This is a genomic window from Aeromonas bestiarum, assembly GCF_028751155.1.
In the GTDB taxonomy this organism is placed as follows: Bacteria; Pseudomonadota; Gammaproteobacteria; order Enterobacterales; family Aeromonadaceae; genus Aeromonas; species Aeromonas bestiarum.
This window is the reverse complement of the sequence record NZ_CP064746.1, coordinates 3,763,561-3,788,761: the sequence shown is the minus strand read 5'-3', so window position 1 is coordinate 3,788,761 and position 25,201 is coordinate 3,763,561. Positions and strand designations below refer to the sequence as shown.

General features: G+C 61.9%; 9 protein-coding genes and 2 pseudogenes. 9 read left to right on the top strand and 2 right to left on the bottom strand.

The genetic code is table 11. The annotated features are described in order from the left end of the window. Positions 1 to 2: 2 nt before the first annotated feature. Positions 3 to 1,508: a pyridoxal-dependent decarboxylase gene (locus IU367_RS17405; RefSeq protein ID WP_274452565.1), complete on the bottom strand. Its 1,506-nt coding sequence runs from the start codon at positions 1,506 to 1,508 to the stop codon at positions 3 to 5. Between the two features lie 213 nt (positions 1,509 to 1,721). Between IU367_RS17405 and trhA the strand changes: the two genes are divergently transcribed. The 9 genes and pseudogenes from trhA to IU367_RS17365 all read left to right on the top strand — a co-directional run bounded on the left by trhA (position 1,722) and on the right by IU367_RS17365 (position 24,428). Then, positions 1,722 to 2,357: a PAQR family membrane homeostasis protein TrhA gene (gene trhA, locus IU367_RS17400; RefSeq protein ID WP_043135324.1), complete on the top strand. Its 636-nt coding sequence runs from the start codon at positions 1,722 to 1,724 to the stop codon at positions 2,355 to 2,357. 118 nt (positions 2,358 to 2,475) lie between these two features. Further along, the gene (locus tag IU367_RS17395) at positions 2,476 to 4,137 is read left to right on the top strand and encodes a putative transporter (protein ID WP_098982529.1); all 1,662 of its coding nucleotides are present in this window, start codon (positions 2,476 to 2,478) and stop codon (positions 4,135 to 4,137) included. Between the two features lie 227 nt (positions 4,138 to 4,364). Continuing rightward, positions 4,365 to 15,212, top strand: a complete 10,848-nt coding sequence (locus tag IU367_RS17390) for a Calx-beta domain-containing protein (RefSeq protein WP_274452564.1) — start codon at positions 4,365 to 4,367, stop codon at positions 15,210 to 15,212. A 449-nt stretch (positions 15,213 to 15,661) separates the two neighbouring features. Next, positions 15,662 to 18,121 carry a Calx-beta domain-containing protein gene (locus tag IU367_RS17385; protein WP_274452563.1) on the top strand — a complete coding sequence of 820 codons (2,460 nt, stop codon included), beginning with the start codon at positions 15,662 to 15,664 and terminating at the stop codon, positions 18,119 to 18,121. Next, entirely contained in the window at positions 18,118 to 18,372 is a 255-nt protein-coding gene (locus IU367_RS17380; RefSeq protein ID WP_274452562.1) for a hypothetical protein, read from the top strand. Before IU367_RS17385 ends, IU367_RS17380 begins: the two co-directional genes overlap by 4 nt. Next, complete coding sequence (locus IU367_RS17375) at positions 18,356 to 19,066, top strand: hypothetical protein (protein WP_274452561.1); 711 nt, start codon at positions 18,356 to 18,358, stop codon at positions 19,064 to 19,066. The genes IU367_RS17380 and IU367_RS17375 overlap by 17 nt, the downstream gene beginning before the upstream one ends. 1,186 nt (positions 19,067 to 20,252) lie before the next feature. Further along, a pseudogene (locus IU367_RS22115) lies at positions 20,253 to 22,421 on the top strand (vWA domain-containing protein); the annotation flags it as partial. Positions 22,422 to 22,610: 189 nt separating this feature from the next. Further along, a pseudogene (locus tag IU367_RS22110) lies at positions 22,611 to 23,177 on the top strand (calcium-binding protein); the annotation flags it as partial. A 306-nt stretch (positions 23,178 to 23,483) separates the two neighbouring features. Beyond that, the gene (locus IU367_RS17365) at positions 23,484 to 24,428 is read left to right on the top strand and encodes a chemotaxis protein CheV (protein WP_042870959.1); all 945 of its coding nucleotides are present in this window, start codon (positions 23,484 to 23,486) and stop codon (positions 24,426 to 24,428) included. An 84-nt stretch (positions 24,429 to 24,512) separates the two neighbouring features. On the opposite strand, the gene IU367_RS17360 is transcribed toward IU367_RS17365, so the two are convergent. Next, positions 24,513 to 25,112 carry an arylesterase gene (locus IU367_RS17360; RefSeq protein ID WP_043138031.1) on the bottom strand — a complete coding sequence of 200 codons (600 nt, stop codon included), beginning with the start codon at positions 25,110 to 25,112 and terminating at the stop codon, positions 24,513 to 24,515. Positions 25,113 to 25,201 lie beyond the last annotated feature (89 nt).

The following is a 25,201-nucleotide window of genomic DNA, read 5'->3' as shown; positions in this document are numbered from 1 at the left end:
GCCTAGCCGAACAGCCGGCGGGAAATCTGGTCACCCAACCGCTTTTGGTCCGCCAGCAGCTCGCGAATATGCCGCTCTTCGATGAGCGGATTGAGCAGCACGGCGCGCAGCAGGGTGAGCGGCTGGGCGCCATAGCGCCCCACCGCCCGCTGGGTACGGGAGACAAAGCTGTGCCCCTCGGCCCGCTGAGCCTTCTGCAATGCGACGTTGAATGCGTTGATCTGGTCGTTGGCCGCCTCGTCCGGCGCCTTGCCCTGCAGATGAGGGGGAATGCAGCGGTAGGAGAGCAGGTTCATCACAGGTGCCGACATCAGTTCGAAGGCGGGGTCGGCATTGATGAGTGCGGCCATCAGGCGGGCTCTGTCGTAGTTGGCCTCGATAAGTCGGGCGTAGCCCTGCTGGCCAAACAGCTGGAAGGCCGCATCCAGATAGAGCGCATTGGCGGGGCGGGTGCCCTCCAGGGTGAAACGGCCCTGATCAAAGGAGCTGGCACGGATGGCGTAGGGTGCCTCCCGCTTGACCGTCATCATGAGATCTGGCTGGCGGCAGAGCAGCATGCCGGTACCGAGCGGCACCAGCAGTTGCTTGTGACCATCCAGGGTCACGGTATCGGCCAGTTCAATCCCTGCAAGCAGCCCCTGATAGCGGGGCGAAAACAGGGTCGGACCGCCCCAGGCGGCGTCCACGTGGAAGTGGATCTGCTCGCGGGCCGCGATGGCCGCCAGCTCGGGCAGGGGATCGATGGAGCCAAAATCGGTACTGCCGGCCACCCCGACCAGCGCCAGCACCTTGAGCTTCTGCTCCTTGCACTGGATGAGTGCCTGCTCCAGCGCCGCCATGTCGAGCCGGTTCTGCTCGTCGGTCGCGAGGCGCCAGACGCTGTGCGCGCTTAGCCCCAGCAGATCCATCCCCTTGTCGAAGGAGTAGTGCATCAGGCGCGAGCCCAGGATCACGGCGCCGCGATAGCCCTGCTCATAGAGGGAGAACAGGTTGTCGCCACAGGCACGGTTGCGCGCCAGCCAGAGGGCGGTGACGTTGGCTATGGTGCCGCCGCTGGTCATGACGCCGAGGGCGGCATCCTTGGCATGCATCTGCTCGTCATAGAAGGCGTCGTCGGCGCGATAGATGAGGCGGTGCAGCTTGGCCAGCACCTCCCGCTCCAGAAAGCTGAGCAGGCGGGAGGACTCCATCTTCATCGGATTCTGGTTGAGCATCACCAGCAGGCGCGACAGCTCGGCGGTAAAGGCCGGCAGTGGCGCCGTCATGTGGCCCATGTAGCGTGGCGAGGTGAGATGGGAAGCGCCGGGCACCAGGCTGGCCAGCCGGGCCAGGTAGTCATCCATGGAGATGCCGATGGCCGGCATGCAGGATTGATCGAGCTGGTGGGTGAAGTGGTCGCGCTGGTAGGGGGCCTGACTGTCATCCGAGTGGTGGAAGGTCTCCAGCAGGGCCGTCACGGCCTGGCCGAAGGCCGGATCCGGTAGTGCAAACAGTTCAGTCAACTTCATCAGGTTCTCCAGACCGGGTTGCCAGGGAGTCACTGTGTGGTGAGCAGCCGTGGCGGCAGCAGCTAGGTGGGCATCGGCCGCAGAGCATACACCAAAGGCAAACGGGTGACAGCCATGAGCGCTGGCCAAATCAGATACCATCCTCTTTAAGCTAACACTTGTACTCTGAAATGACGGCGGCTAGAGTGAGCCCAGTTTGGGCAGGAGTATGCAATGAGCAGTGTGACGGATTATTCTCCCCGCGAGGAGTTGGCCAATCGCCTCAGCCACGGCTTGGGGCTGGTGTTCGGGATCCTGGGGTTGATCCTGTTGTTGAACAAGGGCTGGGAGCAGGGCACCCAGGCGCTCATCAGCTACAGCCTCTATGGCGGCAGCCTGGTGCTGCTCTATCTCGCCTCGACCCTGTATCACAGCATGGCGGAAGGGGCCGCGAGGCGCTGGTGCAAGGTGTTTGATCACTGCGCCATCTATCTGCTGATCGCCGGTACCTATACCCCCTTCCTGCTGGTGGCGCTCGATACCCCGCTGGCCCAGGGGCTGATGGTGGTGATCTGGGGGCTGGCGCTGGCAGGGGTGGTGTTCAAGCTGCTCTTCATCAACCGCTTCAAGAAGCTGTCGCTGTTTACCTATCTGATGCTGGGCTGGTTGTCGCTGGTGGTCATCTATCAGCTTTACATCCATCTGGAGGGGGAAGGCTTGCTGCTGCTCGGGCTCGGTGGTCTCATCTACAGCCTGGGGGTCATCTTCTATGTGGCCAAGCGCATCCCCTATAACCACGCCATCTGGCATCTGTTTGTACTGGGCGGCAGTGTTTGTCACTTTATGGCCATTTATGGTTATGTCGCCTGACTAGCCCTTAATTGGTATTTATTGCTGCTCAAAAGGATAAATTCGTGCGGTATCACACAGTTGGCGTCGGCGTTTGCTGACAAGCTAGGGACAGTTCAATTCGCAAAGGATGCACGAAATGAGTGATATCGCGCTTTCCATCAGCATGTTGTCGCTGGTGGCAGTGCTGGGGCTCTGGCTGGGAAACTGGCGAGTCTATGGCGTTGGCTTGGGGATCGGAGGTGTGCTGTTCGGTGGCATCATAGTGGGCCACTTCGCCGGCCTCTCGGGTCTCGCATTGGATGAACAGACCCTGCACTTCATTCAGGAGTTCGGGCTTATCCTGTTTGTCTACACCATAGGCATCCAGGTCGGTCCCGGCTTCTTCTCCTCCCTGCGCAGTTCCGGCCTCAAGCTGAACGGTTTCGCCGCCCTGCTGGTGTTGCTTGGCTGCGCGGTCGCGGCGGCGCTGCATCAACTGTTTGACGTGCCGCTGCCGGTGATCCTGGGGGTCTTCTCCGGCGCCGTGACCAACACGCCTTCCCTCGGTGCGGGTCAGCAGATCCTGGCCGAGCTGGGGGCCGTGCCCGGTTCAACCGGCTTGATGGGCATGGGCTATGCCGTCGCCTATCCGTTCGGCATCTGTGGCATCCTGCTCACCATGTGGCTCATTCGCATGTTTTTTCGCATCAAGATCGACGAAGAAGCAGCCCAGTTCGAGCAACAGGCCGGCAAGACCAAGGAGAGCCTGCAGACCATCAACATAGCGGTGCGCAACCCCAACATGCACGGCCTGATGCTGGGGGAGATCCCGAGCCTGGACGAAGCCGATGTCATCTGTTCCCGCCTCAAGCGTGGCGAGGAGCTGATGGTGCCGCGGCCGGACTCGCGCATCGAACTCGGCGACCTGTTGCACCTGGTGGGTGAGCGGCACGCGCTGCACAAGGTGTTGCTGGTGTTGGGGGAGGAGGTGGAGACCTCGCTCTCGACCCGCGGCACAGATCTGCGGGTGGAGCGGGTGGTGGTGACCAACGAGCAGGTGCTCGGCAAGAAGATCCGCGATCTCGACATCAAGCAGAAGTACGATGTGGTGATCTCGCGCCTCAACCGGGCCGGCATCGAGCTGGTGCCGACCAGCCAGACCAGCCTGCAGTTTGGTGACATCCTCAACCTGGTGGGTCGACTCGACGCCATAGAGGCGGTGACCAATGTGGTGGGCAACGTGCAGCAGAAGCTGCAGCAGGTGCAGATGCTGCCGGTGTTCATTGGCATAGGTCTGGGCGTGCTGCTCGGCTCCATCCCCTTCTATCTGCCCGGGTTCCCGGCGGCACTCAAGCTGGGTCTGGCGGGCGGCCCCCTGGTGGTGGCGCTGATCCTGTCGCGGATCGGCAGCATCGGCAAGCTCTATTGGTTCATGCCGCCGAGCGCCAACCTGGCGCTGCGGGAGATCGGCATAGTGCTGTTTCTGGCCGTGGTGGGCTTCAAGTCAGGTGCCGGTTTCATCGACACCCTGATCAACGGTGATGGCCCGGCCTGGATGATGTACGGTATGGCAATCACCCTGATCCCGCTGCTGGTGGTCGGTGTGCTGGCCCGCCTGTATGGCAAGATGAACTATCTCACCCTGTGCGGATTGCTGGCCGGTTCCATGACGGATCCTCCCGCCCTGGCGTTTGCCAACGGCATGCATCCCACCAGTGGCGCCAGCGCCTTGTCGTACGCCACCGTCTACCCCCTGGTGATGTTCCTGCGGATCATCTCCCCCCAGTTGCTCGCCATCCTGTTGTGGGCGGGTGCCTGATCATGACCCGGACGGGAGCACAGCGATGTGCTCCCGTCATCAAAATGCAACACATTGATCATCTTGATTTTATTAATTCCTTTCCCCGTCATTGACCCTTCTGTTTAACCGGCCGATCCAGCTTCAAATCAGTCTATCCATTCGAATTTTCTAACTGGTTTCTGGCGCCGTTCACGGGCACATTAGACGGTGGAATATTGCATGCCAATAGAGATTCAGGAGAGAACATGAGCAGCCACAATATCGCATTGGATCAGGACGTCGTCGTTACCCAGTTGAAAGGCAAAATCTATTTGGTCGCTGCAGATGGCAGCCAGAAGCCACTTGCTGAAGGCGATGTCCTGCCCAAGGATGCGGTGCTGATCACTCCTGAAGGCGCCAGCTTCAACGGCGGCAACCAGACTTTCACCCTGAGCCCGACCAACGAGCAGCAGGCTGAGGATGAAACGTCTCAGGCGCCCTTGCTGGCCCAGAATCAGGATGTGCCTGCCGGCAATCCCGATGACATAGCGGCCCTGCAACAGGCCATTCTGGGTGGCACCGATCCGACCAAGGCATTTGAAGCGGCGGCGGCCGGCGGTGCTCCTGCCGCAGGCGGTGGCAATATCGGCGGCGTGGCGGGTGCCAGCGGCAATGGTGGTTTCGTCACCATAGATCGCATCGGCGATGCCACCATAGCGGCGGCGGGCTTTGATACCGCCACCCAGGCCGACACTGGCGTGATTGGCGATGCGTTCGCGGGTGAGGAAGATCAGCTGATCGACTTGGTGCCACCGGTGATCACAGTCTCCGCCCCTGACAATACCAACGACACGACCCCGACCCTGACCGGTACCACTGATGCCCCCGCAGGCAGCACAGTGACCCTGCTGGTCACGGATGCCAATGGCAATCAACAGACCCTGACCACGACCGTCAATCCGGATGGCACCTTCAGTGTGGATGTCACCACACCGCTGGCGAACGGCTCCTATACGGTCACCGCCAATGTCACTGATCCTGCCGGCAACACAGCCACAGCCACCGATGATGGCAGCGTGGACAGCGCAGCCCCATCTATCACAGTGGATGCGCCTGATAATACCAATGACATAACCCCGACCATCACAGGGACCACGGATGCTCCCCCCGGCAGCACAGTGACTCTAGTGGTCACGGATGCCAATGGCAACCAGCAGACCCTGACTGCGACTGTTCAGCCGAATGGGACTTACAGCACGGATGTGATTTCTCCCCTGCCGGACGGTGACTATGACGTAACCGCTAGCGTGACCGACCCTGCTGGTAACACAGGCACAGCCACCGATGATGGCAGTGTTGAACCTACGACCATCAAGGATGTGGCGGTGAGCAACGCCGACGCGAAAGCCGACGAGGGTCAGGACCTGACCTTCCAGGTGACCTTGAGCAACGGCAGCGACCGCGCGACCAGCTACGACTTCAAACTGGAGGGCATCAGCGCGGCTGAGGGTGACTTCAACCGTGCGGGCGTGACCTTCAGCGACGGGGTGACCTACGACGCGGCCACCGGCAAGATCACCGTGCCGGCGGGCGTCACCGGCTTCACCGTGACCGTGCCGACCGTGAACGACACCGTTGACGAGCTGGACGAGACCCTGAAAGTGACCGTGGGTGGCAAAGATGCCACCGGCACCATCGTCGACAATGACGCGGTGCCGACCATCAAGGATGTGGCGGTGAGCAACGCCGACGCGAAAGCCGACGAGGGTCAGGACCTGACCTTCCAGGTGACCTTGAGCAACGGCAGCGACCGCGCGACCAGCTACGACTTCAAACTGGAGGGCATCAGCGCGGCTGAGGGTGACTTCAACCGTGCGGGCGTGACCTTCAGCGACGGGGTGACCTACGACGCGGCCACCGGCAAGATCACCGTGCCGGCGGGCGTCACCGGCTTCACCGTGACCGTGCCGACCGTGAACGACACCGTTGACGAGCTGGACGAGACCCTGAAAGTGACCGTGGGTGGCAAAGATGCCACCGGCACCATCGTCGACAATGACGCGGTGCCGACCATCAAGGATGTGGCGGTGAGCAACGCCGACGCGAAAGCCGACGAGGGTCAGGACCTGACCTTCCAGGTGACCTTGAGCAACGGCAGCGACCGCGCGACCAGCTACGACTTCAAACTGGAGGGCATCAGCGCGGCTGAGGGTGACTTCAACCGTGCGGGCGTGACCTTCAGCGACGGGGTGACCTACGACGCGGCCACCGGCAAGATCACCGTGCCGGCGGGCGTCACCGGCTTCACCGTGACCGTGCCGACCGTGAACGACACCGTTGACGAGCTGGACGAGACCCTGAAAGTGACCGTGGGTGGCAAAGATGCCACCGGCACCATCGTCGACAATGACGCGGTGCCGACCATCAAGGATGTGGCGGTGAGCAACGCCGACGCGAAAGCCGACGAGGGTCAGGACCTGACCTTCCAGGTGACCTTGAGCAACGGCAGCGACCGCGCGACCAGCTACGACTTCAAACTGGAGGGCATCAGCGCGGCTGAGGGTGACTTCAACCGTGCGGGCGTGACCTTCAGCGACGGGGTGACCTACGACGCGGCCACCGGCAAGATCACCGTGCCGGCGGGCGTCACCGGCTTCACCGTGACCGTGCCGACTGTGAACGACACCGTTGACGAGCTGGACGAGACCCTGAAAGTGACCGTGGGTGGCAAAGATGCCACCGGCACCATCGTCGACAATGACGCGGTGCCGACCATCAAGGATGTGGCGGTGAGCAACGCCGACGCGAAAGCCGACGAGGGTCAGGACCTGACCCTCCAGGTGACCTTGAGCAACGGCAGCGACCGCGCGACCAGCTACGACTTCAAACTGGAGGGCATCAGCGCGGCTGAGGGTGACTTCAACCGTGCGGGCGTGACCTTCAGCGACGGGGTGACCTACGACGCGGCCACCGGCAAGATCACCGTGCCGGCGGGCGTCACCGGCTTCACCGTGACCGTGCCGACCGTGAACGACACCGTTGACGAGCTGGACGAGACCCTGAAAGTGACCGTGGGTGGCAAAGATGCCACCGGCACCATCGTCGACAATGACGCGGTGCCGACCATCAAGGATGTGGCGGTGAGCAACGCCGACGCGAAAGCCGACGAGGGTCAGGACCTGACCTTCCAGGTGACCTTGAGCAACGGCAGCGACCGCGCGACCAGCTACGACTTCAAACTGGAGGGCATCAGCGCGGCTGAGGGTGACTTCAACCGTGCGGGCGTGACCTTCAGCGACGGGGTGACCTACGACGCGGCCACCGGCAAGATCACCGTGCCGGCGGGCGTTACCGGCTTCACCGTGACCGTGCCGACCGTGAACGACACCGTTGACGAGCTGGACGAGACCCTGAAAGTGACCGTGGGTGGCAAAGATGCCACCGGCACCATCGTCGACAATGACGCGGTGCCGACCATCAAGGATGTGGCGGTGAGCAACGCCGACGCGAAAGCCGACGAGGGTCAGGACCTGACCTTCCAGGTGACCTTGAGCAACGGCAGCGACCGCGCGACCAGCTACGACTTCAAACTGGAGGGCATCAGCGCGGCTGAGGGTGACTTCAACCGTGCGGGCGTGACCTTCAGCGACGGGGTGACCTACGACGCGGCCACCGGCAAGATCACCGTGCCGGCGGGCGTCACCGGCTTCACCGTGACCGTGCCGACTGTGAACGACACCGTTGACGAGCTGGACGAGACCCTGAAAGTGACCGTGGGTGGCAAAGATGCCACCGGCACCATCGTCGACAATGACGCGGTGCCGACCATCAAGGATGTGGCGGTGAGCAACGCCGACGCGAAAGCCGACGAGGGTCAGGACCTGACCTTCCAGGTGACCTTGAGCAACGGCAGCGACCGCGCGACCAGCTACGACTTCAAACTGGAGGGCATCAGCGCGGCTGAGGGTGACTTCAACCGTGCGGGCGTGACCTTCAGCGACGGGGTGACCTACGACGCGGCCACCGGCAAGATCACCGTGCCGGCGGGCGTCACCGGCTTCACCGTGACCGTGCCGACCGTGAACGACACCGTTGACGAGCTGGACGAGACCCTGAAAGTGACCGTGGGTGGCAAAGATGCCACCGGCACCATCGTCGACAATGACGCGGTGCCGACCATCAAGGATGTGGCGGTGAGCAACGCCGACGCGAAAGCCGACGAGGGTCAGGACCTGACCTTCCAGGTGACCTTGAGCAACGGCAGCGACCGCGCGACCAGCTACGACTTCAAACTGGAGGGCATCAGCGCGGCTGAGGGTGACTTCAACCGTGCGGGCGTGACCTTCAGCGACGGGGTGACCTACGACGCGGCCACCGGCAAGATCACCGTGCCGGCGGGCGTCACCGGCTTCACCGTGACCGTGCCGACCGTGAACGACACCGTTGACGAGCTGGACGAGACCCTGAAAGTGACCGTGGGTGGCAAAGATGCCACCGGCACCATCGTCGACAATGACGCGGTGCCGACCATCAAGGATGTGGCGGTGAGCAACGCCGACGCGAAAGCCGACGAGGGTCAGGACCTGACCTTCCAGGTGACCTTGAGCAACGGCAGCGACCGCGCGACCAGCTACGACTTCAAACTGGAGGGCATCAGCGCGGCTGAGGGTGACTTCAACCGTGCGGGCGTGACCTTCAGCGACGGGGTGACCTACGACGCGGCCACCGGCAAGATCACCGTGCCGGCGGGCGTCACCGGCTTCACCGTGACCGTGCCGACCGTGAACGACACCGTTGACGAGCTGGACGAGACCCTGAAAGTGACCGTGGGTGGCAAAGATGCCACCGGCACCATCGTCGACAATGACGCGGTGCCGACCATCAAGGATGTGGCGGTGAGCAACGCCGACGCGAAAGCCGACGAGGGTCAGGACCTGACCTTCCAGGTGACCTTGAGCAACGGCAGCGACCGCGCGACCAGCTACGACTTCAAACTGGAGGGCATCAGCGCGGCTGAGGGTGACTTCAACCGTGCGGGCGTGACCTTCAGCGACGGGGTGACCTACGACGCGGCCACCGGCAAGATCACCGTGCCGGCGGGCGTCACCGGCTTCACCGTGACCGTGCCGACCGTGAACGACACCGTTGACGAGCTGGACGAGACCCTGAAAGTGACCGTGGGTGGCAAAGATGCCACCGGCACCATCGTCGACAATGACGCGGTGCCGACCATCAAGGATGTGGCGGTGAGCAACGCCGACGCGAAAGCCGACGAGGGTCAGGACCTGACCTTCCAGGTGACCTTGAGCAACGGCAGCGACCGCGCGACCAGCTACGACTTCAAACTGGAGGGCATCAGCGCGGCTGAGGGTGACTTCAACCGTGCGGGCGTGACCTTCAGCGACGGGGTGACCTACGACGCGGCCACCGGCAAGATCACCGTGCCGGCGGGCGTTACCGGCTTCACCGTGACCGTGCCGACCGTGAACGACACCGTTGACGAGCTGGACGAGACCCTGAAAGTGACCGTGGGTGGCAAAGATGCCACCGGCACCATCGTCGACAATGACGCGGTGCCGACCATCAAGGATGTGGCGGTGAGCAACGCCGACGCGAAAGCCGACGAGGGTCAGGACCTGACCTTCCAGGTGACCTTGAGCAACGGCAGCGACCGCGCGACCAGCTACGACTTCAAACTGGAGGGCATCAGCGCGGCTGAGGGTGACTTCAACCGTGCGGGCGTGACCTTCAGCGACGGGGTGACCTACGACGCGGCCACCGGCAAGATCACCGTGCCGGCGGGCGTCACCGGCTTCACCGTGACCGTGCCGACCGTGAACGACACCGTTGACGAGCTGGACGAGACCCTGAAAGTGACCGTGGGTGGCAAAGATGCCACCGGCACCATCGTCGACAATGACGCGGTGCCGACCATCAAGGATGTGGCGGTGAGCAACGCCGACGCGAAAGCCGACGAGGGTCAGGACCTGACCTTCCAGGTGACCTTGAGCAACGGCAGCGACCGCGCGACCAGCTACGACTTCAAACTGGAGGGCATCAGCGCGGCTGAGGGTGACTTCAACCGTGCGGGCGTGACCTTCAGCGACGGGGTGACCTACGACGCGGCCACCGGCAAGATCACCGTGCCGGCGGGCGTTACCGGCTTCACCGTGACCGTGCCGACCGTGAACGACACCGTTGACGAGCTGGACGAGACCCTGAAAGTGACCGTGGGTGGCAAAGATGCCACCGGCACCATCGTCGACAATGACGCGGTGCCGACCATCAAGGATGTGGCGGTGAGCAACGCCGACGCGAAAGCCGACGAGGGTCAGGACCTGACCTTCCAGGTGACCTTGAGCAACGGCAGCGACCGCGCGACCAGCTACGACTTCAAACTGGAGGGCATCAGCGCGGCTGAGGGTGACTTCAACCGTGCGGGCGTGACCTTCAGCGACGGGGTGACCTACGACGCGGCCACCGGCAAGATCACCGTGCCGGCGGGCGTTACCGGCTTCACCGTGACCGTGCCGACTGTGAACGACACCGTTGACGAGCTGGACGAGACCCTGAAAGTGACCGTGGGTGGCAAAGATGCCACCGGCACCATCGTCGACAATGACGCGGTGCCGACCATCAAGGATGTGGCGGTGAGCAACGCCGACGCGAAAGCCGACGAGGGTCAGGACCTGACCTTCCAGGTGACCTTGAGCAACGGCAGCGACCGCGCGACCAGCTACGACTTCAAACTGGAGGGCATCAGCGCGGCTGAGGGTGACTTCAACCGTGCGGGCGTGACCTTCAGCGACGGGGTGACCTACGACGCGGCCACCGGCAAGATCACCGTGCCGGCGGGCGTCACCGGCTTCACCGTGACCGTGCCGACTGTGAACGACACCGTTGACGAGCTGGACGAGACCCTGAAAGTGACCGTGGGTGGCAAAGATGCCACCGGCACCATCGTCGACAATGACGCGGTGCCGACCATCAAGGATGTGGCGGTGAGCAACGCCGACGCGAAAGCCGACGAGGGTCAGGACCTGACCTTCCAGGTGACCTTGAGCAACGGCAGCGACCGCGCGACCAGCTACGACTTCAAACTGGAGGGCATCAGCGCGGCTGAGGGTGACTTCAACCGTGCGGGCGTGACCTTCAGCGACGGGGTGACCTACGACGCGGCCACCGGCAAGATCACCGTGCCGGCGGGCGTCACCGGCTTCACCGTGACCGTGCCGACCGTGAACGACACCGTTGACGAGCTGGACGAGACCCTGAAAGTGACCGTGGGTGGCAAAGATGCCACCGGCACCATCGTCGACAATGACGCGGTGCCGACCATCAAGGATGTGGCGGTGAGCAACGCCGACGCGAAAGCCGACGAGGGTCAGGACCTGACCTTCCAGGTGACCTTGAGCAACGGCAGCGACCGCGCGACCAGCTACGACTTCAAACTGGAGGGCATCAGCGCGGCTGAGGGTGACTTCAACCGTGCGGGCGTGACCTTCAGCGACGGGGTGACCTACGACGCGGCCACCGGCAAGATCACCGTGCCGGCGGGCGTCACCGGCTTCACCGTGACCGTGCCGACCGTGAACGACACCGTTGACGAGCTGGACGAGACCCTGAAAGTGACCGTGGGTGGCAAAGATGCCACCGGCACCATCGTCGACAATGACGCGGTGCCGACCATCAAGGATGTGGCGGTGAGCAACGCCGACGCGAAAGCCGACGAGGGTCAGGACCTGACCTTCCAGGTGACCTTGAGCAACGGCAGCGACCGCGCGACCAGCTACGACTTCAAACTGGAGGGCATCAGCGCGGCTGAGGGTGACTTCAACCGTGCGGGCGTGACCTTCAGCGACGGGGTGACCTACGACGCGGCCACCGGCAAGATCACCGTGCCGGCGGGCGTCACCGGCTTCACCGTGACCGTGCCGACCGTGAACGACACCGTTGACGAGCTGGACGAGACCCTGAAAGTGACCGTGGGTGGCAAAGATGCCACCGGCACCATCGTCGACAATGACGCGGTGCCGACCATCAAGGATGTGGCGGTGAGCAACGCCGACGCGAAAGCCGACGAGGGTCAGGACCTGACCTTCCAGGTGACCTTGAGCAACGGCAGCGACCGCGCGACCAGCTACGACTTCAAACTGGAGGGCATCAGCGCGGCTGAGGGTGACTTCAACCGTGCGGGCGTGACCTTCAGCGACGGGGTGACCTACGACGCGGCCACCGGCAAGATCACCGTGCCGGCGGGCGTCACCGGCTTCACCGTGACCGTGCCGACCGTGAACGACACCGTTGACGAGCTGGACGAGACCCTGAAAGTGACCGTGGGTGGCAAAGATGCCACCGGCACCATCGTCGACAATGACGCGGTGCCGACCATCAAGGATGTGGCGGTGAGCAACGCCGACGCGAAAGCCGACGAGGGTCAGGACCTGACCTTCCAGGTGACCTTGAGCAACGGCAGCGACCGCGCGACCAGCTACGACTTCAAACTGGAGGGCATCAGCGCGGCTGAGGGTGACTTCAACCGTGCGGGCGTGACCTTCAGCGACGGGGTGACCTACGACGCGGCCACCGGCAAGATCACCGTGCCGGCGGGCGTTACCGGCTTCACCGTGACCGTGCCGACCGTGAACGACACCGTTGACGAGCTGGACGAGACCCTGAAAGTGACCGTGGGTGGCAAAGATGCCACCGGCACCATCGTCGACAATGACGCGGTGCCGACCATCAAGGATGTGGCGGTGAGCAACGCCGACGCGAAAGCCGACGAGGGTCAGGACCTGACCTTCCAGGTGACCTTGAGCAACGGCAGCGACCGCGCGACCAGCTACGACTTCAAACTGGAGGGCATCAGCGCGGCTGAGGGTGACTTCAACCGTGCGGGCGTGACCTTCAGCGACGGGGTGACCTACGACGCGGCCACCGGCAAGATCACCGTGCCGGCGGGCGTCACCGGCTTCACCGTGACCGTGCCGACCGTGAACGACACCGTTGACGAGCTGGACGAGACCCTGAAAGTGACCGTGGGTGGCAAAGATGCCACCGGCACCATCGTCGACAATGACGCGGTGCCGACCATCAAGGATGTGGCGGTGAGCAACGCCGACGCGAAAGCCGACGAGGGTCAGGACCTGACCTTCCAGGTGACCTTGAGCAACGGCAGCGACCGCGCGACCAGCTACGACTTCAAACTGGAGGGCATCAGCGCGGCTGAGGGTGACTTCAACCGTGCGGGCGTGACCTTCAGCGACGGGGTGACCTACGACGCGGCCACCGGCAAGATCACCGTGCCGGCGGGCGTTACCGGCTTCACCGTGACCGTGCCGACCGTGAACGACACCGTTGACGAGCTGGACGAGACCCTGAAAGTGACCGTGGGTGGCAAAGATGCCACCGGCACCATCGTCGACAATGACGCGGTGCCGACCATCAAGGATGTGGCGGTGAGCAACGCCGACGCGAAAGCCGACGAGGGTCAGGACCTGACCTTCCAGGTGACCTTGAGCAACGGCAGCGACCGCGCGACCAGCTACGACTTCAAACTGGAGGGCATCAGCGCGGCTGAGGGTGACTTCAACCGTGCGGGCGTGACCTTCAGCGACGGGGTGACCTACGACGCGGCCACCGGCAAGATCACCGTGCCGGCGGGCGTTACCGGCTTCACCGTGACCGTGCCGACCGTGAACGACACCGTTGACGAGCTGGACGAGACCCTGAAAGTGACCGTGGGTGGCAAAGATGCCACCGGCACCATCGTCGACAATGACGCGGTGCCGACCATCAAGGATGTGGCGGTGAGCAACGCCGACGCGAAAGCCGACGAGGGTCAGGACCTGACCTTCCAGGTGACCTTGAGCAACGGCAGCGACCGCGCGACCAGCTACGACTTCAAACTGGAGGGCATCAGCGCGGCTGAGGGTGACTTCAACCGTGCGGGCGTGACCTTCAGCGACGGGGTGACCTACGACGCGGCCACCGGCAAGATCACCGTGCCGGCGGGCGTCACCGGCTTCACCGTGACCGTGCCGACCGTGAACGACACCGTTGACGAGCTGGACGAGACCCTGAAAGTGACCGTGGGTGGCAAAGATGCCACCGGCACCATCGTCGACAATGACGCGGTGCCGACCATCAAGGATGTGGCGGTGAGCAACGCCGACGCGAAAGCCGACGAGGGTCAGGACCTGACCTTCCAGGTGACCTTGAGCAACGGCAGCGACCGCGCGACCAGCTACGACTTCAAACTGGAGGGCATCAGCGCGGCTGAGGGTGACTTCAACCGTGCGGGCGTGACCTTCAGCGACGGGGTGACCTACGACGCGGCCACCGGCAAGATCACCGTGCCGGCGGGCGTCACCGGCTTCACCGTGACCGTGCCGACCGTGAACGACACCGTTGACGAGCTGGACGAGACCCTGAAAGTGACCGTGGGTGGCAAAGATGCCACCGGCACCATCGTCGACAATGACGCGGTGCCGACCATCAAGGATGTGGCGGTGAGCAACGCCGACGCGAAAGCCGACGAGGGTCAGGACCTGACCTTCCAGGTGACCTTGAGCAACGGCAGCGACCGCGCGACCAGCTACGACTTCAAACTGGAGGGCATCAGCGCGGCTGAGGGTGACTTCAACCGTGCGGGCGTGACCTTCAGCGACGGGGTGACCTACGACGCGGCCACCGGCAAGATCACCGTGCCGGCGGGCGTCACCGGCTTCACCGTGACCGTGCCGACCGTGAACGACACCGTTGACGAGCTGGACGAGACCCTGAAAGTGACCGTGGGTGGCAAAGATGCCACCGGCACACATCGACGACACGCGGTGCCGACCATCAAGGATGTGGCGGTGAGCAACGCCGACGCGAAAGCCGACGAGGGTCAGGACCTGACCTTCCAGGTGACCTTGAGCAACGGCAGCGACCGCGCGACCAGCTACGACTTCAAACTGGAGGGCATCAGCGCGGCTGAGGGTGACTTCAACCGTGCGGGCGTGACCTTCAGCGACGGGGTGACCTACGACGCGGCCACCGGCAAGATCACCGTGCCGGCGGGGCGTTACCGGCTTCACCGTGACCGTGCCGACCGTGAACGACACCGTTGACGAGCTGGACGAGACCCTGAAAGTGACCGTGGGTGGCAAAGATGCCACCGGCACCATCGTCGACAATGACGCGGTGCCGACCATCAAGGATGTGGCGGTGAGCAACGCCGACGCGAAAGCCGACGAGGGTCAGGACCTGACCTTCCAGGTGACCTTGAGCAACGGCAGCGACCGCGCGACCAGCTACGACTTCAAACTGGAGGGCATCAGCGCGGCTGAGGGTGACTTCAACCGTGCGGGCGTGACCTTCAGCGACGGGGTGACCTACGACGCGGCCACCGGCAAGATCACCGTGCCGGCGGGCGTTACCGGCTTCACCGTGACCGTGCCGACCGTGAACGACACCGTTGACGAGCTGGACGAGACCCTGAAAGTGACCGTGGGTGGCAAAGATGCCACCGGCACCATCGTCGACAATGACGCGGTGCCGACCATCAAGGATGGTGGCGGTGAGCAACGCCGACGCGAAAGCCGACGAGGGTCAGGACCTGACCTTCCAGGTGACCTTGAGCAACGGCAGCGACCGCGCGACCAGCTACGACTTCAAACTGGAGGGCATCAGCGCGGCTGAGGGTGACTTCAACCGTGCGGGCGTGACCTTCAGCGACGGGGTGACCTACGACGCGGCCACCGGCAAGATCACCGTGCCGGCGGGCGTTACCGGCTTCACCGTGACCGTGCCGACTGTGAACGACACCGTTGACGAGCTGGACGAGACCCTGAAAGTGACCGTGGGTGGCAAAGATGCCACCGGCACCATCGTCGACAATGACGCGGTGCCGACCATCAAGGATGTGGCGGTGAGCAACGCCGACGCGAAAGCCGACGAGGGTCAGGACCTGACCTTCCAGGTGACCTTGAGCAACGGCAGCGACCGCGCGACCAGCTACGACTTCAAACTGGAGGGCATCAGCGCGGCTGAGGGTGACTTCAACCGTGCGGGCGTGACCTTCAGCGACGGGGTGACCTACGACGCGGCCACCGGCAAGATCACCGTGCCGGCGGGCGTCACCGGCTTCACCGTGACCGTGCCGACCGTGAACGACACCGTTGACGAGCTGGACGAGACCCTGAAAGTGACCGTGGGTGGCAAAGATGCCACCGGCACCATCGTCGACAATGACGCGGTGCCGACCATCAAGGATGTGGCGGTGAGCAACGCCGACGCGAAAGCCGACGAGGGTCAGGACCTGACCTTCCAGGTGACCTTGAGCAACGGCAGCGACCGCGCGACCAGCTACGACTTCAAACTGGAGGGCATCAGCGCGGCTGAGGGTGACTTCAACCGTGCGGGCGTGACCTTCAGCGACGGGGTGACCTACGACGCGGCCACCGGCAAGATCACCGTGCCGGCGGGCGTCACCGGCTTCACCGTGACCGTGCCGACCGTGAACGACACCGTTGACGAGCTGGACGAGACCCTGAAAGTGACCGTGGGTGGCAAAGATGCCACCGGCACCATCGTCGACAATGACGCGGTGCCGACCATCAAGGATGTGGCGGTGAGCAACGCCGACGCGAAAGCCGACGAGGGTCAGGACCTGACCTTCCAGGTGACCTTGAGCAACGGCAGCGACCGCGCGACCAGCTACGACTTCAAACTGGAGGGCATCAGCGCGGCTGAGGGTGACTTCAACCGTGCGGGCGTGACCTTCAGCGACGGGGTGACCTACGACGCGGCCACCGGCAAGATCACCGTGCCGGCGGGCGTTACCGGCTTCACCGTGACCGTGCCGACCGTGAACGACACCGTTGACGAGCTGGACGAGACCCTGAAAGTGACCGTGGGTGGCAAAGATGCCACCGGCACCATCGTCGACAATGACGCGGTGCCGACCATCAAGGATGTGGCGGTGAGCAACGCCGACGCGAAAGCCGACGAGGGTCAGGACCTGACCTTCCAGGTGACCTTGAGCAACGGCAGCGACCGCGCGACCAGCTACGACTTCAAACTGGAGGGCATCAGCGCGGCTGAGGGTGACTTCAACCGTGCGGGCGTGACCTTCAGCGACGGGGTGACCTACGACGCGGCCACCGGCAAGATCACCGTGCCGGCGGGCGTCACCGGCTTCACCGTGACCGTGCCGACCGTGAACGACACCGTTGACGAGCTGGACGAGACCCTGAAAGTGACCGTGGGTGGCAAAGATGCCACCGGCACCATCGTCGACAATGACGCGGTGCCGACCATCAAGGATGTGGCGGTGAGCAACGCCGACGCGAAAGCCGACGAGGGTCAGGACCTGACCTTCCAGGTGACCTTGAGCAACGGCAGCGACCGCGCGACCAGCTACGACTTCAAACTGGAGGGCATCAGCGCGGCTGAGGGTGACTTCAACCGTGCGGGCGTGACCTTCAGCGACGGGGTGACCTACGACGCGGCCACCGGCAAGATCACCGTGCCGGCGGGCGTTACCGGCTTCACCGTGACCGTGCCGACCGTGAACGACACCGTTGACGAGCTGGACGAGACCCTGAAAGTGACCGTGGGTGGCAAAGATGCCACCGGCACCATCGTCGACAATGACGCGGTGCCGACCATCAAGGATGTGGCGGTGAGCAACGCCGACGCGAAAGCCGACGAGGGTCAGGACCTGACCTTCCAGGTGACCTTGAGCAACGGCAGCGACCGCGCGACCAGCTACGACTTCAAACTGGAGGGCATCAGCGCGGCTGAGGGTGACTTCAACCGTGCGGGCGTGACCTTCAGCGACGGGGTGACCTACGACGCGGCCACCGGCAAGATCACCGTGCCGGCGGGCGTCACCGGCTTCACCGTGACCGTGCCGACCGTGAACGACACCGTTGACGAGCTGGACGAGACCCTGAAAGTGACCGTGGTGGCAAAGATGCCACCGGCACCATCGTCGACAATGACGCGGTGCCGACCATCAAGGATGTGGCGGTGAGCAACGCCGACGCGAAAGCCGACGAGGGTCAGGACCTGACCTTCCAGGTGACCTTGAGCAACGGCAGCGACCGCGCGACCAGCTACGACTTCAAACTGGAGGGCATCAGCGCGGCTGAGGGTGACTTCAACCGTGCGGGCGTGACCTTCAGCGACGGGGTGACCTACGACGCGGCCCACCGGCAAGATCACCGTGCCGGCGGGCGTTACCGGCTTCACCGTGACCGTGCCGACCGTGAACGACACCGTTGACGAGCTGGACGAGACCCTGAAAGTGACCGTGGGTGGCAAAGATGCCACCGGCACCATCGTCGACAATGACGCGGTGCCGACCATCAAGGATGTGGCGGTGAGCAACGCCGACGCGAAAGCCGACGAGGGTCAGGACCTGACCTTCCAGGTGACCTTGAGCAACGGCAGCGACCGCGCGACCAGCTACGACTTCAAACTGGAGGGCATCAGCGCGGCTGAGGGTGACTTCAACCGTGCGGGCGTGACCTTCAGCGACGGGGTGACCTACGACGCGGCCACCGGCAAGATCACCGTGCCGGCGGGCGTTACCGGCTTCACCGTGACCGTGCCGACTGTGAACGACACCGTTGACGAGCTGGACGAGACCCTGAAAGTGACCCGTGGGTGGCAAAGATGCCACCGGCCACCATCGTCGACAATGACGCGGTGCCGACCATCAAGGATGTGGCGCGTGAAGCAACGCCGACGCGAAAGCCGACGGAGAGGTCAGGACCTGACCTTCCAGGTGACCTTGAGCAACGGCAGCGACCGCGCGACCAGCTACGACTTCAAACTGGAGGGCTCAGCGCGGCGGCTCTCTCGCGGGCGTGACCTTCAGCGACGGGGTGACCTACGACGCGGCCACCGGCAAGATCACCGTGCCGGCGGGCGTTACCGCTTCACCGTGACGTGCGACCGTGAACGACACCGTTGACGAGCTGGACGAGACCCTGAAAGTGACCGTGGGTGGCAAAGATGCCACCGGCACCATCGTCGACATGACGCGGTGCCGACCATCAAGGATGTGGCGGTGAGCAACAACCCGCGACGCGAAAGCCGACGAGGGTCAGGACCTGACCTTCCAGGTGACCTTGAGCAACGGCAGCGACCGCGCGACCAGCTACGACTTCAAACTGGAGGGCATCAGCGCGGCTGAGGGTGACTTCAACCGTGCGGGCGTGACCTTCAGCGACGGGGTGACCTACGACGCGGCCACCGGCAAGATCACCGTGCCGGCGGGCGTCACCGGCTTCACCGTGACCGTGCCGACCGTGAACGACACCGTTGACGAGCTGGACGAGACCCTGAAAGTGACCGTGGGTGGCAAAGATGCCACCGGCACCATCGTCGACAATGACGCGGTGCCGACCATCAAGGATGTGGCGGTGAGCAACGCCGACGCGAAAGCCGACGAGGGTCAGGACCTGACCTTCCAGGTGACCTTGAGCAACGGCAGCGACCGCGCGACCAGCTACGACTTCAAACTGGAGGGCATCAGCGCGGCTGAGGGTGACTTCAACCGTGCGGGCGTGACCTTCAGCGACGGGGTGACCTACGACGCGGCCACCGGCAAGATCACCGTGCCGGCGGGCGTCACCGGCTTCACCGTGACCGTGCCGACCGTGAACGACACCGTTGACGAGCTGGACGAGACCCTGAAAGTGACCGTGGGTGGCAAAGATGCCACCGGCACCATCGTCGACAACGATGATGCTCCTATCACCTCTGGTGGTTATACCTATGGTGAAGAAGACACGCCGTTTACCCTAAAGTGGAGCGACTTCAACGCCAGTGATGCTGATACACCTGCGGCTCAGTTGTCGATCAAGATCACCTTGTTGCCGGCTGATGGGGTGCTGCAGTACAAGGATGCCAACGGTAACTGGCAGTCAGTGGTGAAAGATCAGGTATTTAGCAAGGTCGATATTGATGCCGGTCGTTTGCAGTTCCTGCCTGATCTGCATGAAGCCAGCGGTTCTGCTGGCAGTGGTGTGAACGCCGGTGCTGATGGCAACAAGCTGGGGGATTATGCGTCGTTCGGCTATCAGATCAGCGATGGGGTAAACAGTAGTGGCAATGCCACCTTCGTGGTTGATATCAAACCGGTTGTTGACGGTGTGATGCTGAAGGTCGAGTTGATCAGTGGCGGCTTTATACCGGGAGAAATGAAGGTTGAGCAGATTATTGCCGCGTTGCAAGGCAAGACGCCTGCTAGGTTGCCGACTGGCGGAGATGATTATCTGGTTTCCAGTAATGGTAACTGGGTTCAAGGCGGTGGCGGCAATGACACTATCAAATATGGTAGTGGCGGTAGCTTCTTAGCTGATGGTGGGGTTGATAATGACATTTTGATTGGTGGGGCGAGTGATGTTGATTATCTGATTGGTGGTGATGGAAATGACATCTTGATCGGCGGTAAGAATGCTGTTTCATCGGTCACACTACATGGCGATGCGGGTAACGATACGCTGATATCCCAAAGCCTGAAGGCCACAACCTCTTATTATGGTGGTGATGGTCTGGATGTGGCTTATATGCCGGGTTCGATGAAGGAGCTGAAGCTGGTGATGATTGGCTTACCACAGGGCTGTAATTACCGACTGGTGTATCAAGATCCGAGTAGCGGTGCTTTGACAAACCACGATTTTTACAGTGTCGAGACCCTATATCTGCAAGATGGCAAGTATGAGTTCAAGGATGGCAACTTGGCTAAAGTGGCTGATCTGGCGACCTTGAAGGTTGATGTCGATCTGATCGATACCGATAGCAGCGAACATTTTACCGATTTGACTATCAAGGGATTGCCTCAGAGCGCGGTGCTTTCAGGTGGTACTCTGCAGGCCGACGGCAGTTGGACGGTGCCAGCCAGCATGCTGGATCAGGATGGCAAGTTGTCACTGCAGATTGAGCTGCCGGTTGGTAGCCAGAATATCAAGGTTACCGTGGTTGCAGGTTCGCAAGAGTATGACATGAATGGTCAGCCGATAACGGGTGAAGCTAAATATGCCGAAGCGGATACCGGTTTTATGGTCAAGCCCACCAACCCGAATGGAGATAATACCGTTGAGGGGGGCCGCGGTGATGATGTATTGCTGGGGGATATCGGTGGCATCAAGACCTCGGTTGAACCGGGTAAAAACTACAATATCGCGCTGATCGTTGATACGTCGGGTAGCATGCAATGGGGATTGGATGGCAGCCAATCCCCTGCTACGGGTAAAGACAGAATGACGTTGACGATTGCAGCGCTGAAAGTGCTTGCCAATCAGCTTGCAGATCATGATGGTGTCGTTAACGTGACGCTAATAGGCTTTCATGAGTGGGCAAGTTCACTGTTGACGATTAACGATCTGTCCAAGAGTAATGTGCAGTCATTTATCGACAAGGTCAGCTCGTTGTCTGCTGGCGGTGCGACTAACTATGAGGATGCCTTTATCAAGGCGACAGCATGGTTTAACAGCAAGCCCGGTAGCAGTTCTGGATTGACGTTTGAGAATCTAACCTATTTCCTGACCGATGGTGATCCGACAGCTTATAACGGGAACAGAAATGCATCTGAATCAGATGCGATGCAAAAGGCTATCGATGCATTTTGGCCTTTGTCTGGACAGAGCGAGGTCAAGGCGATTGGCATCGGCAATGGTGTGACGAAGGAGAATCTGGAGTATTTTGACAATACCAAGGTGATTGGCTCAGGCAGTCAATATGAGGCCCTTCAGTTGCTAAATGATTTTTCCGACAATACGGGGCCGCTGAGTGCAAAATGGAGTAAGTCTGGCGATCAACTTGGTTCTGTTGTTATTGACAGTGGCTGGCTGAGGCTGATGGATATTGATGGTAGTGTTGCATCGGTATTTACAAGCGAAACGCTTAAGATGGCGGCGGGTACCGGCCTTCGCTTCGACTTGGTTAAGGGGAATGATCTCGATAGGGGTGACACCTTCTCGGTGCAACTGCAACGTTTGAACGGCACAACCTGGGTGAATGTCGGTACTGCGGTGAACTCGGCGGGCATCGTCAACAGCGGTTCGCTGGCGGAAGGGGATTATCGCTACGTATTCACCATCACTGATGTAGACCAAGGAAGGTGGGATGACTCGACCGCTACGCTGTGGATCGACAATCTGAGCGAGGTGACCTATCCGCCAGTTGGCCAGCCAGACATTATCACGACGGCAGATCAGTTGAAGGCCGTGCTGGTTGGCGGTTCGACCACCAATACACCTGCTGAAGTGGGGGCCGACGTACTTCATGGCGGAGCGGGTAACGATATCCTGTTCGGTGATGCCATCAACACCGATCATCTGCCTTGGGGGAGTGTGGGTAATCCTGCCAAACCGGCAGATTGGGTCGATGGTAAGGGACTTGATGGTCTGACCCAGTTCCTGACCTTGAAAAACGGTTATGCACCCAGCTCGCTTGAGCTTTACGAATACATCAAGGGGAATGCCAAGTCATTTGATGTGGCGAGCGATATCCGAGGGGGGAACGACAAGCTGCACGGTGGTCTTGGGGACGACATCTTGTTCGGCCAAGGTGGTAACGATGAGCTCTATGGTGATGACGGCAAAGATATCCTTTATGGCGGAACTGGCAGCGACAAGCTGGATGGCGGTGCCGGCAACGACACCCTGAGCGGCGGTCTGGGCAACGACATCCTGGTCGGTGGTCTGGGCAACGACATCCTCAAGGGGGATGCGGGGGCCGATACCTTCACCTGGCTGCAGGGGGATACAGCTACGGGCAGCGTCGCCAAGGATTACGTGGTCGACTTCTCCAAGGCGGAGGGTGACAAGCTGGATCTGAGCGATCTGCTGGATCACGATGGTTCTCGCAACCAGACCGATCTGAAGAGCCTGCTCTCTGTGTTCCAGGACAGCGAGGGTGTGCACCTGCAGGTCAAGGAGACCAGCACGGCCCCTGTGACTCAGGAGATAGTGCTGATGAACCACACGTTCGACAGCCTCACCGGCAGCGCGGCGTCCACCTCTTCCCAGGTGATCGACTACATGCTGAGCAACAATCTGCTGGATATCGACAAGTAATCCCGTCAGGGCAGCGCAACAAGCGGCAGAGCAATCTGCCGCTTTTTTTATGTCTGGTCATGGGGGAATGGTTGCTGATGGCCACGGATATCAAGGATGTGCCCCACACAGGCCGCCCTGGGCTCGATCGAGCGGCCAGTTTGCTATTGATAAGTGTGAAGAGAGTCCGGCCTTGAGCCGAATCTCGCTTTTTTTCATCAAGTTCCGTCATCATCTTGCCGACATAGGATAAGAATACGGGTCGTGTTGGGATTCTGACCCTTCTATACTATGGCGAGACTCGGGAAACGGACGTAAGGGCTTTATATGGCGAGCATATTGGATTCAGTGGATCAACGTACCCAGCTGGTAGGGGAGAACCGTCTGGAGTTGTTGATGTTCCGTTTGGGATCCCGACAGCTGTTTGCTATCAACGTGTTCAAGGTGCGGGAAGTGGTCAAGCTGCCCCATCTCAACAAGATGCCGGGGGCGCACCACAACATCAGCGGGGTGGCCAACATCCGTGGCACCTCGATCCCGGTGATCAATCTGCGCAGCGCCATCGGCATGCGCGCCATGCCCATCGACAGCGAGTCCAACCTCATCATCACCGAGTACAACCGCACCATTCAGGGCTTCCTGGTGGGGCAGGTGGCCCATATCGTCAACATGACCTGGAAGGACATACTGCCGCCGCCGCGCTCCGCCGGGCGGGCCAACTACCTGACCGCCATCACCCGCATTCCCGAGGACGGCGTCGACCAGATCGTCGAGATTATCGACGTGGAGAAGGTGCTGGCCGAGATCATCACCTACGACATCCGCATCTCGGAAGAGGTGCTGGATCGGGAGATACTGCCCGAGATGCATGGCCGCAAGGTGCTCATCGTCGATGACTCCAGCACGGCCCGCAATCTGGTGCGGGAAACTCTGGGTCAGCTGGGTCTGGAAGTGATCGAGTGCCAGGATGGCCTGCAGGCGCTCAATCTGCTCAAAGGCTGGTGCGATGCGGGCAAGAAGGTGACCGACGAGATCCTGCTGATGATCACGGATGCGGAGATGCCGGAGATGGACGGTTACCGGCTGACCCACGAGATCCGCAGCGATGCCCGCATGTCCGATCTCTTCATCACCCTCAATACCTCCCTGAGCGGCAACTTCAACGAGGCCATGGTCAAGAAGGTGGGGTGTGACCGCTTCATCTCCAAATTCCAGCCAGACCTGCTGGTCGGGGTGGCCCAGGAGCGGTTGCGCCAGATACTGGAACGCTGATGCTCATGCAAACAAAGATCCCGCCTCGGCGGGATCTTTGTTTTGGGCCGACAGGGCCTTTTCCTGCGTATGGTTATTGGGGTGTTATTGGGTCAGCAGGGGCTCGATAAAGCTGGCCACCCGGTCGCGGATCTGCGGCTGGGCCGCGGCCGTGGGGTGGATACCATCGTTCATCATGAGTTCAGGGCGCAGCGCAATATCATCCATGAAGAAGGGCATCAGCGGCAGCTGGTTGGCGGCCGCCAGCTCGGGGAAGATCTGCTCGAACTGGCGCAGGTAGCGGGCCCCGTAATTGCGGGGCAGCTGGATCTGGGTCAGCACGGTTTTCACCTGCTGCGCCTTGGTCAAGGCCACCATCTTGGTCAGATTGTCACGGGTGATGGCGGGTGCGAACCCGCGCAGCCCGTCGTTGCCACCCAGTTCGATCAGCACCCAGTCCGGTTGATGCTCCTTGAGCAGGGCAGGCAGGCGGGCCAGGGCTCCCTGCGTGGTCTCACCGCTGATGCTGGCGTTGACCAGCTGATGCTCGCCGCCCTGCTGCTGCCATTTCTGATTGAGCAGGGCAGGCCAGCTCTGCTCCGCCGGCATCTGATAGCCAGCGCTCAGGCTGTCGCCCAGCACCAGCAGGGTCTGGGCCTGCACCGATGAAACCAGGCAACACAAGGCGAACAGGAAACGTGTCATGCATTCAACTCCCATCATTCATTGTCATCAAGGATCCGGGCAAAGGGGATACGTGTGATGATGCCAACACCCGGCATGCATTGTCATTC

Coding starts and splice junctions, on each gene's coding strand:
- IU367_RS17360 (WP_043138031.1), bottom strand. CDS start 25,112: ATGACACGTTTCCTGTTCGCCTTGTGTTGCCTGGTTTCATCGGTGCAG.
- IU367_RS17395 (WP_098982529.1), top strand. CDS start 2,476: ATGAGTGATATCGCGCTTTCCATCAGCATGTTGTCGCTGGTGGCAGTG.
- IU367_RS17405 (WP_274452565.1), bottom strand. CDS start 1,508: ATGAAGTTGACTGAACTGTTTGCACTACCGGATCCGGCCTTCGGCCAG.
- IU367_RS17390 (WP_274452564.1), top strand. CDS start 4,365: ATGAGCAGCCACAATATCGCATTGGATCAGGACGTCGTCGTTACCCAG.
- trhA (WP_043135324.1), top strand. CDS start 1,722: ATGAGCAGTGTGACGGATTATTCTCCCCGCGAGGAGTTGGCCAATCGC.
- IU367_RS17365 (WP_042870959.1), top strand. CDS start 23,484: ATGGCGAGCATATTGGATTCAGTGGATCAACGTACCCAGCTGGTAGGG.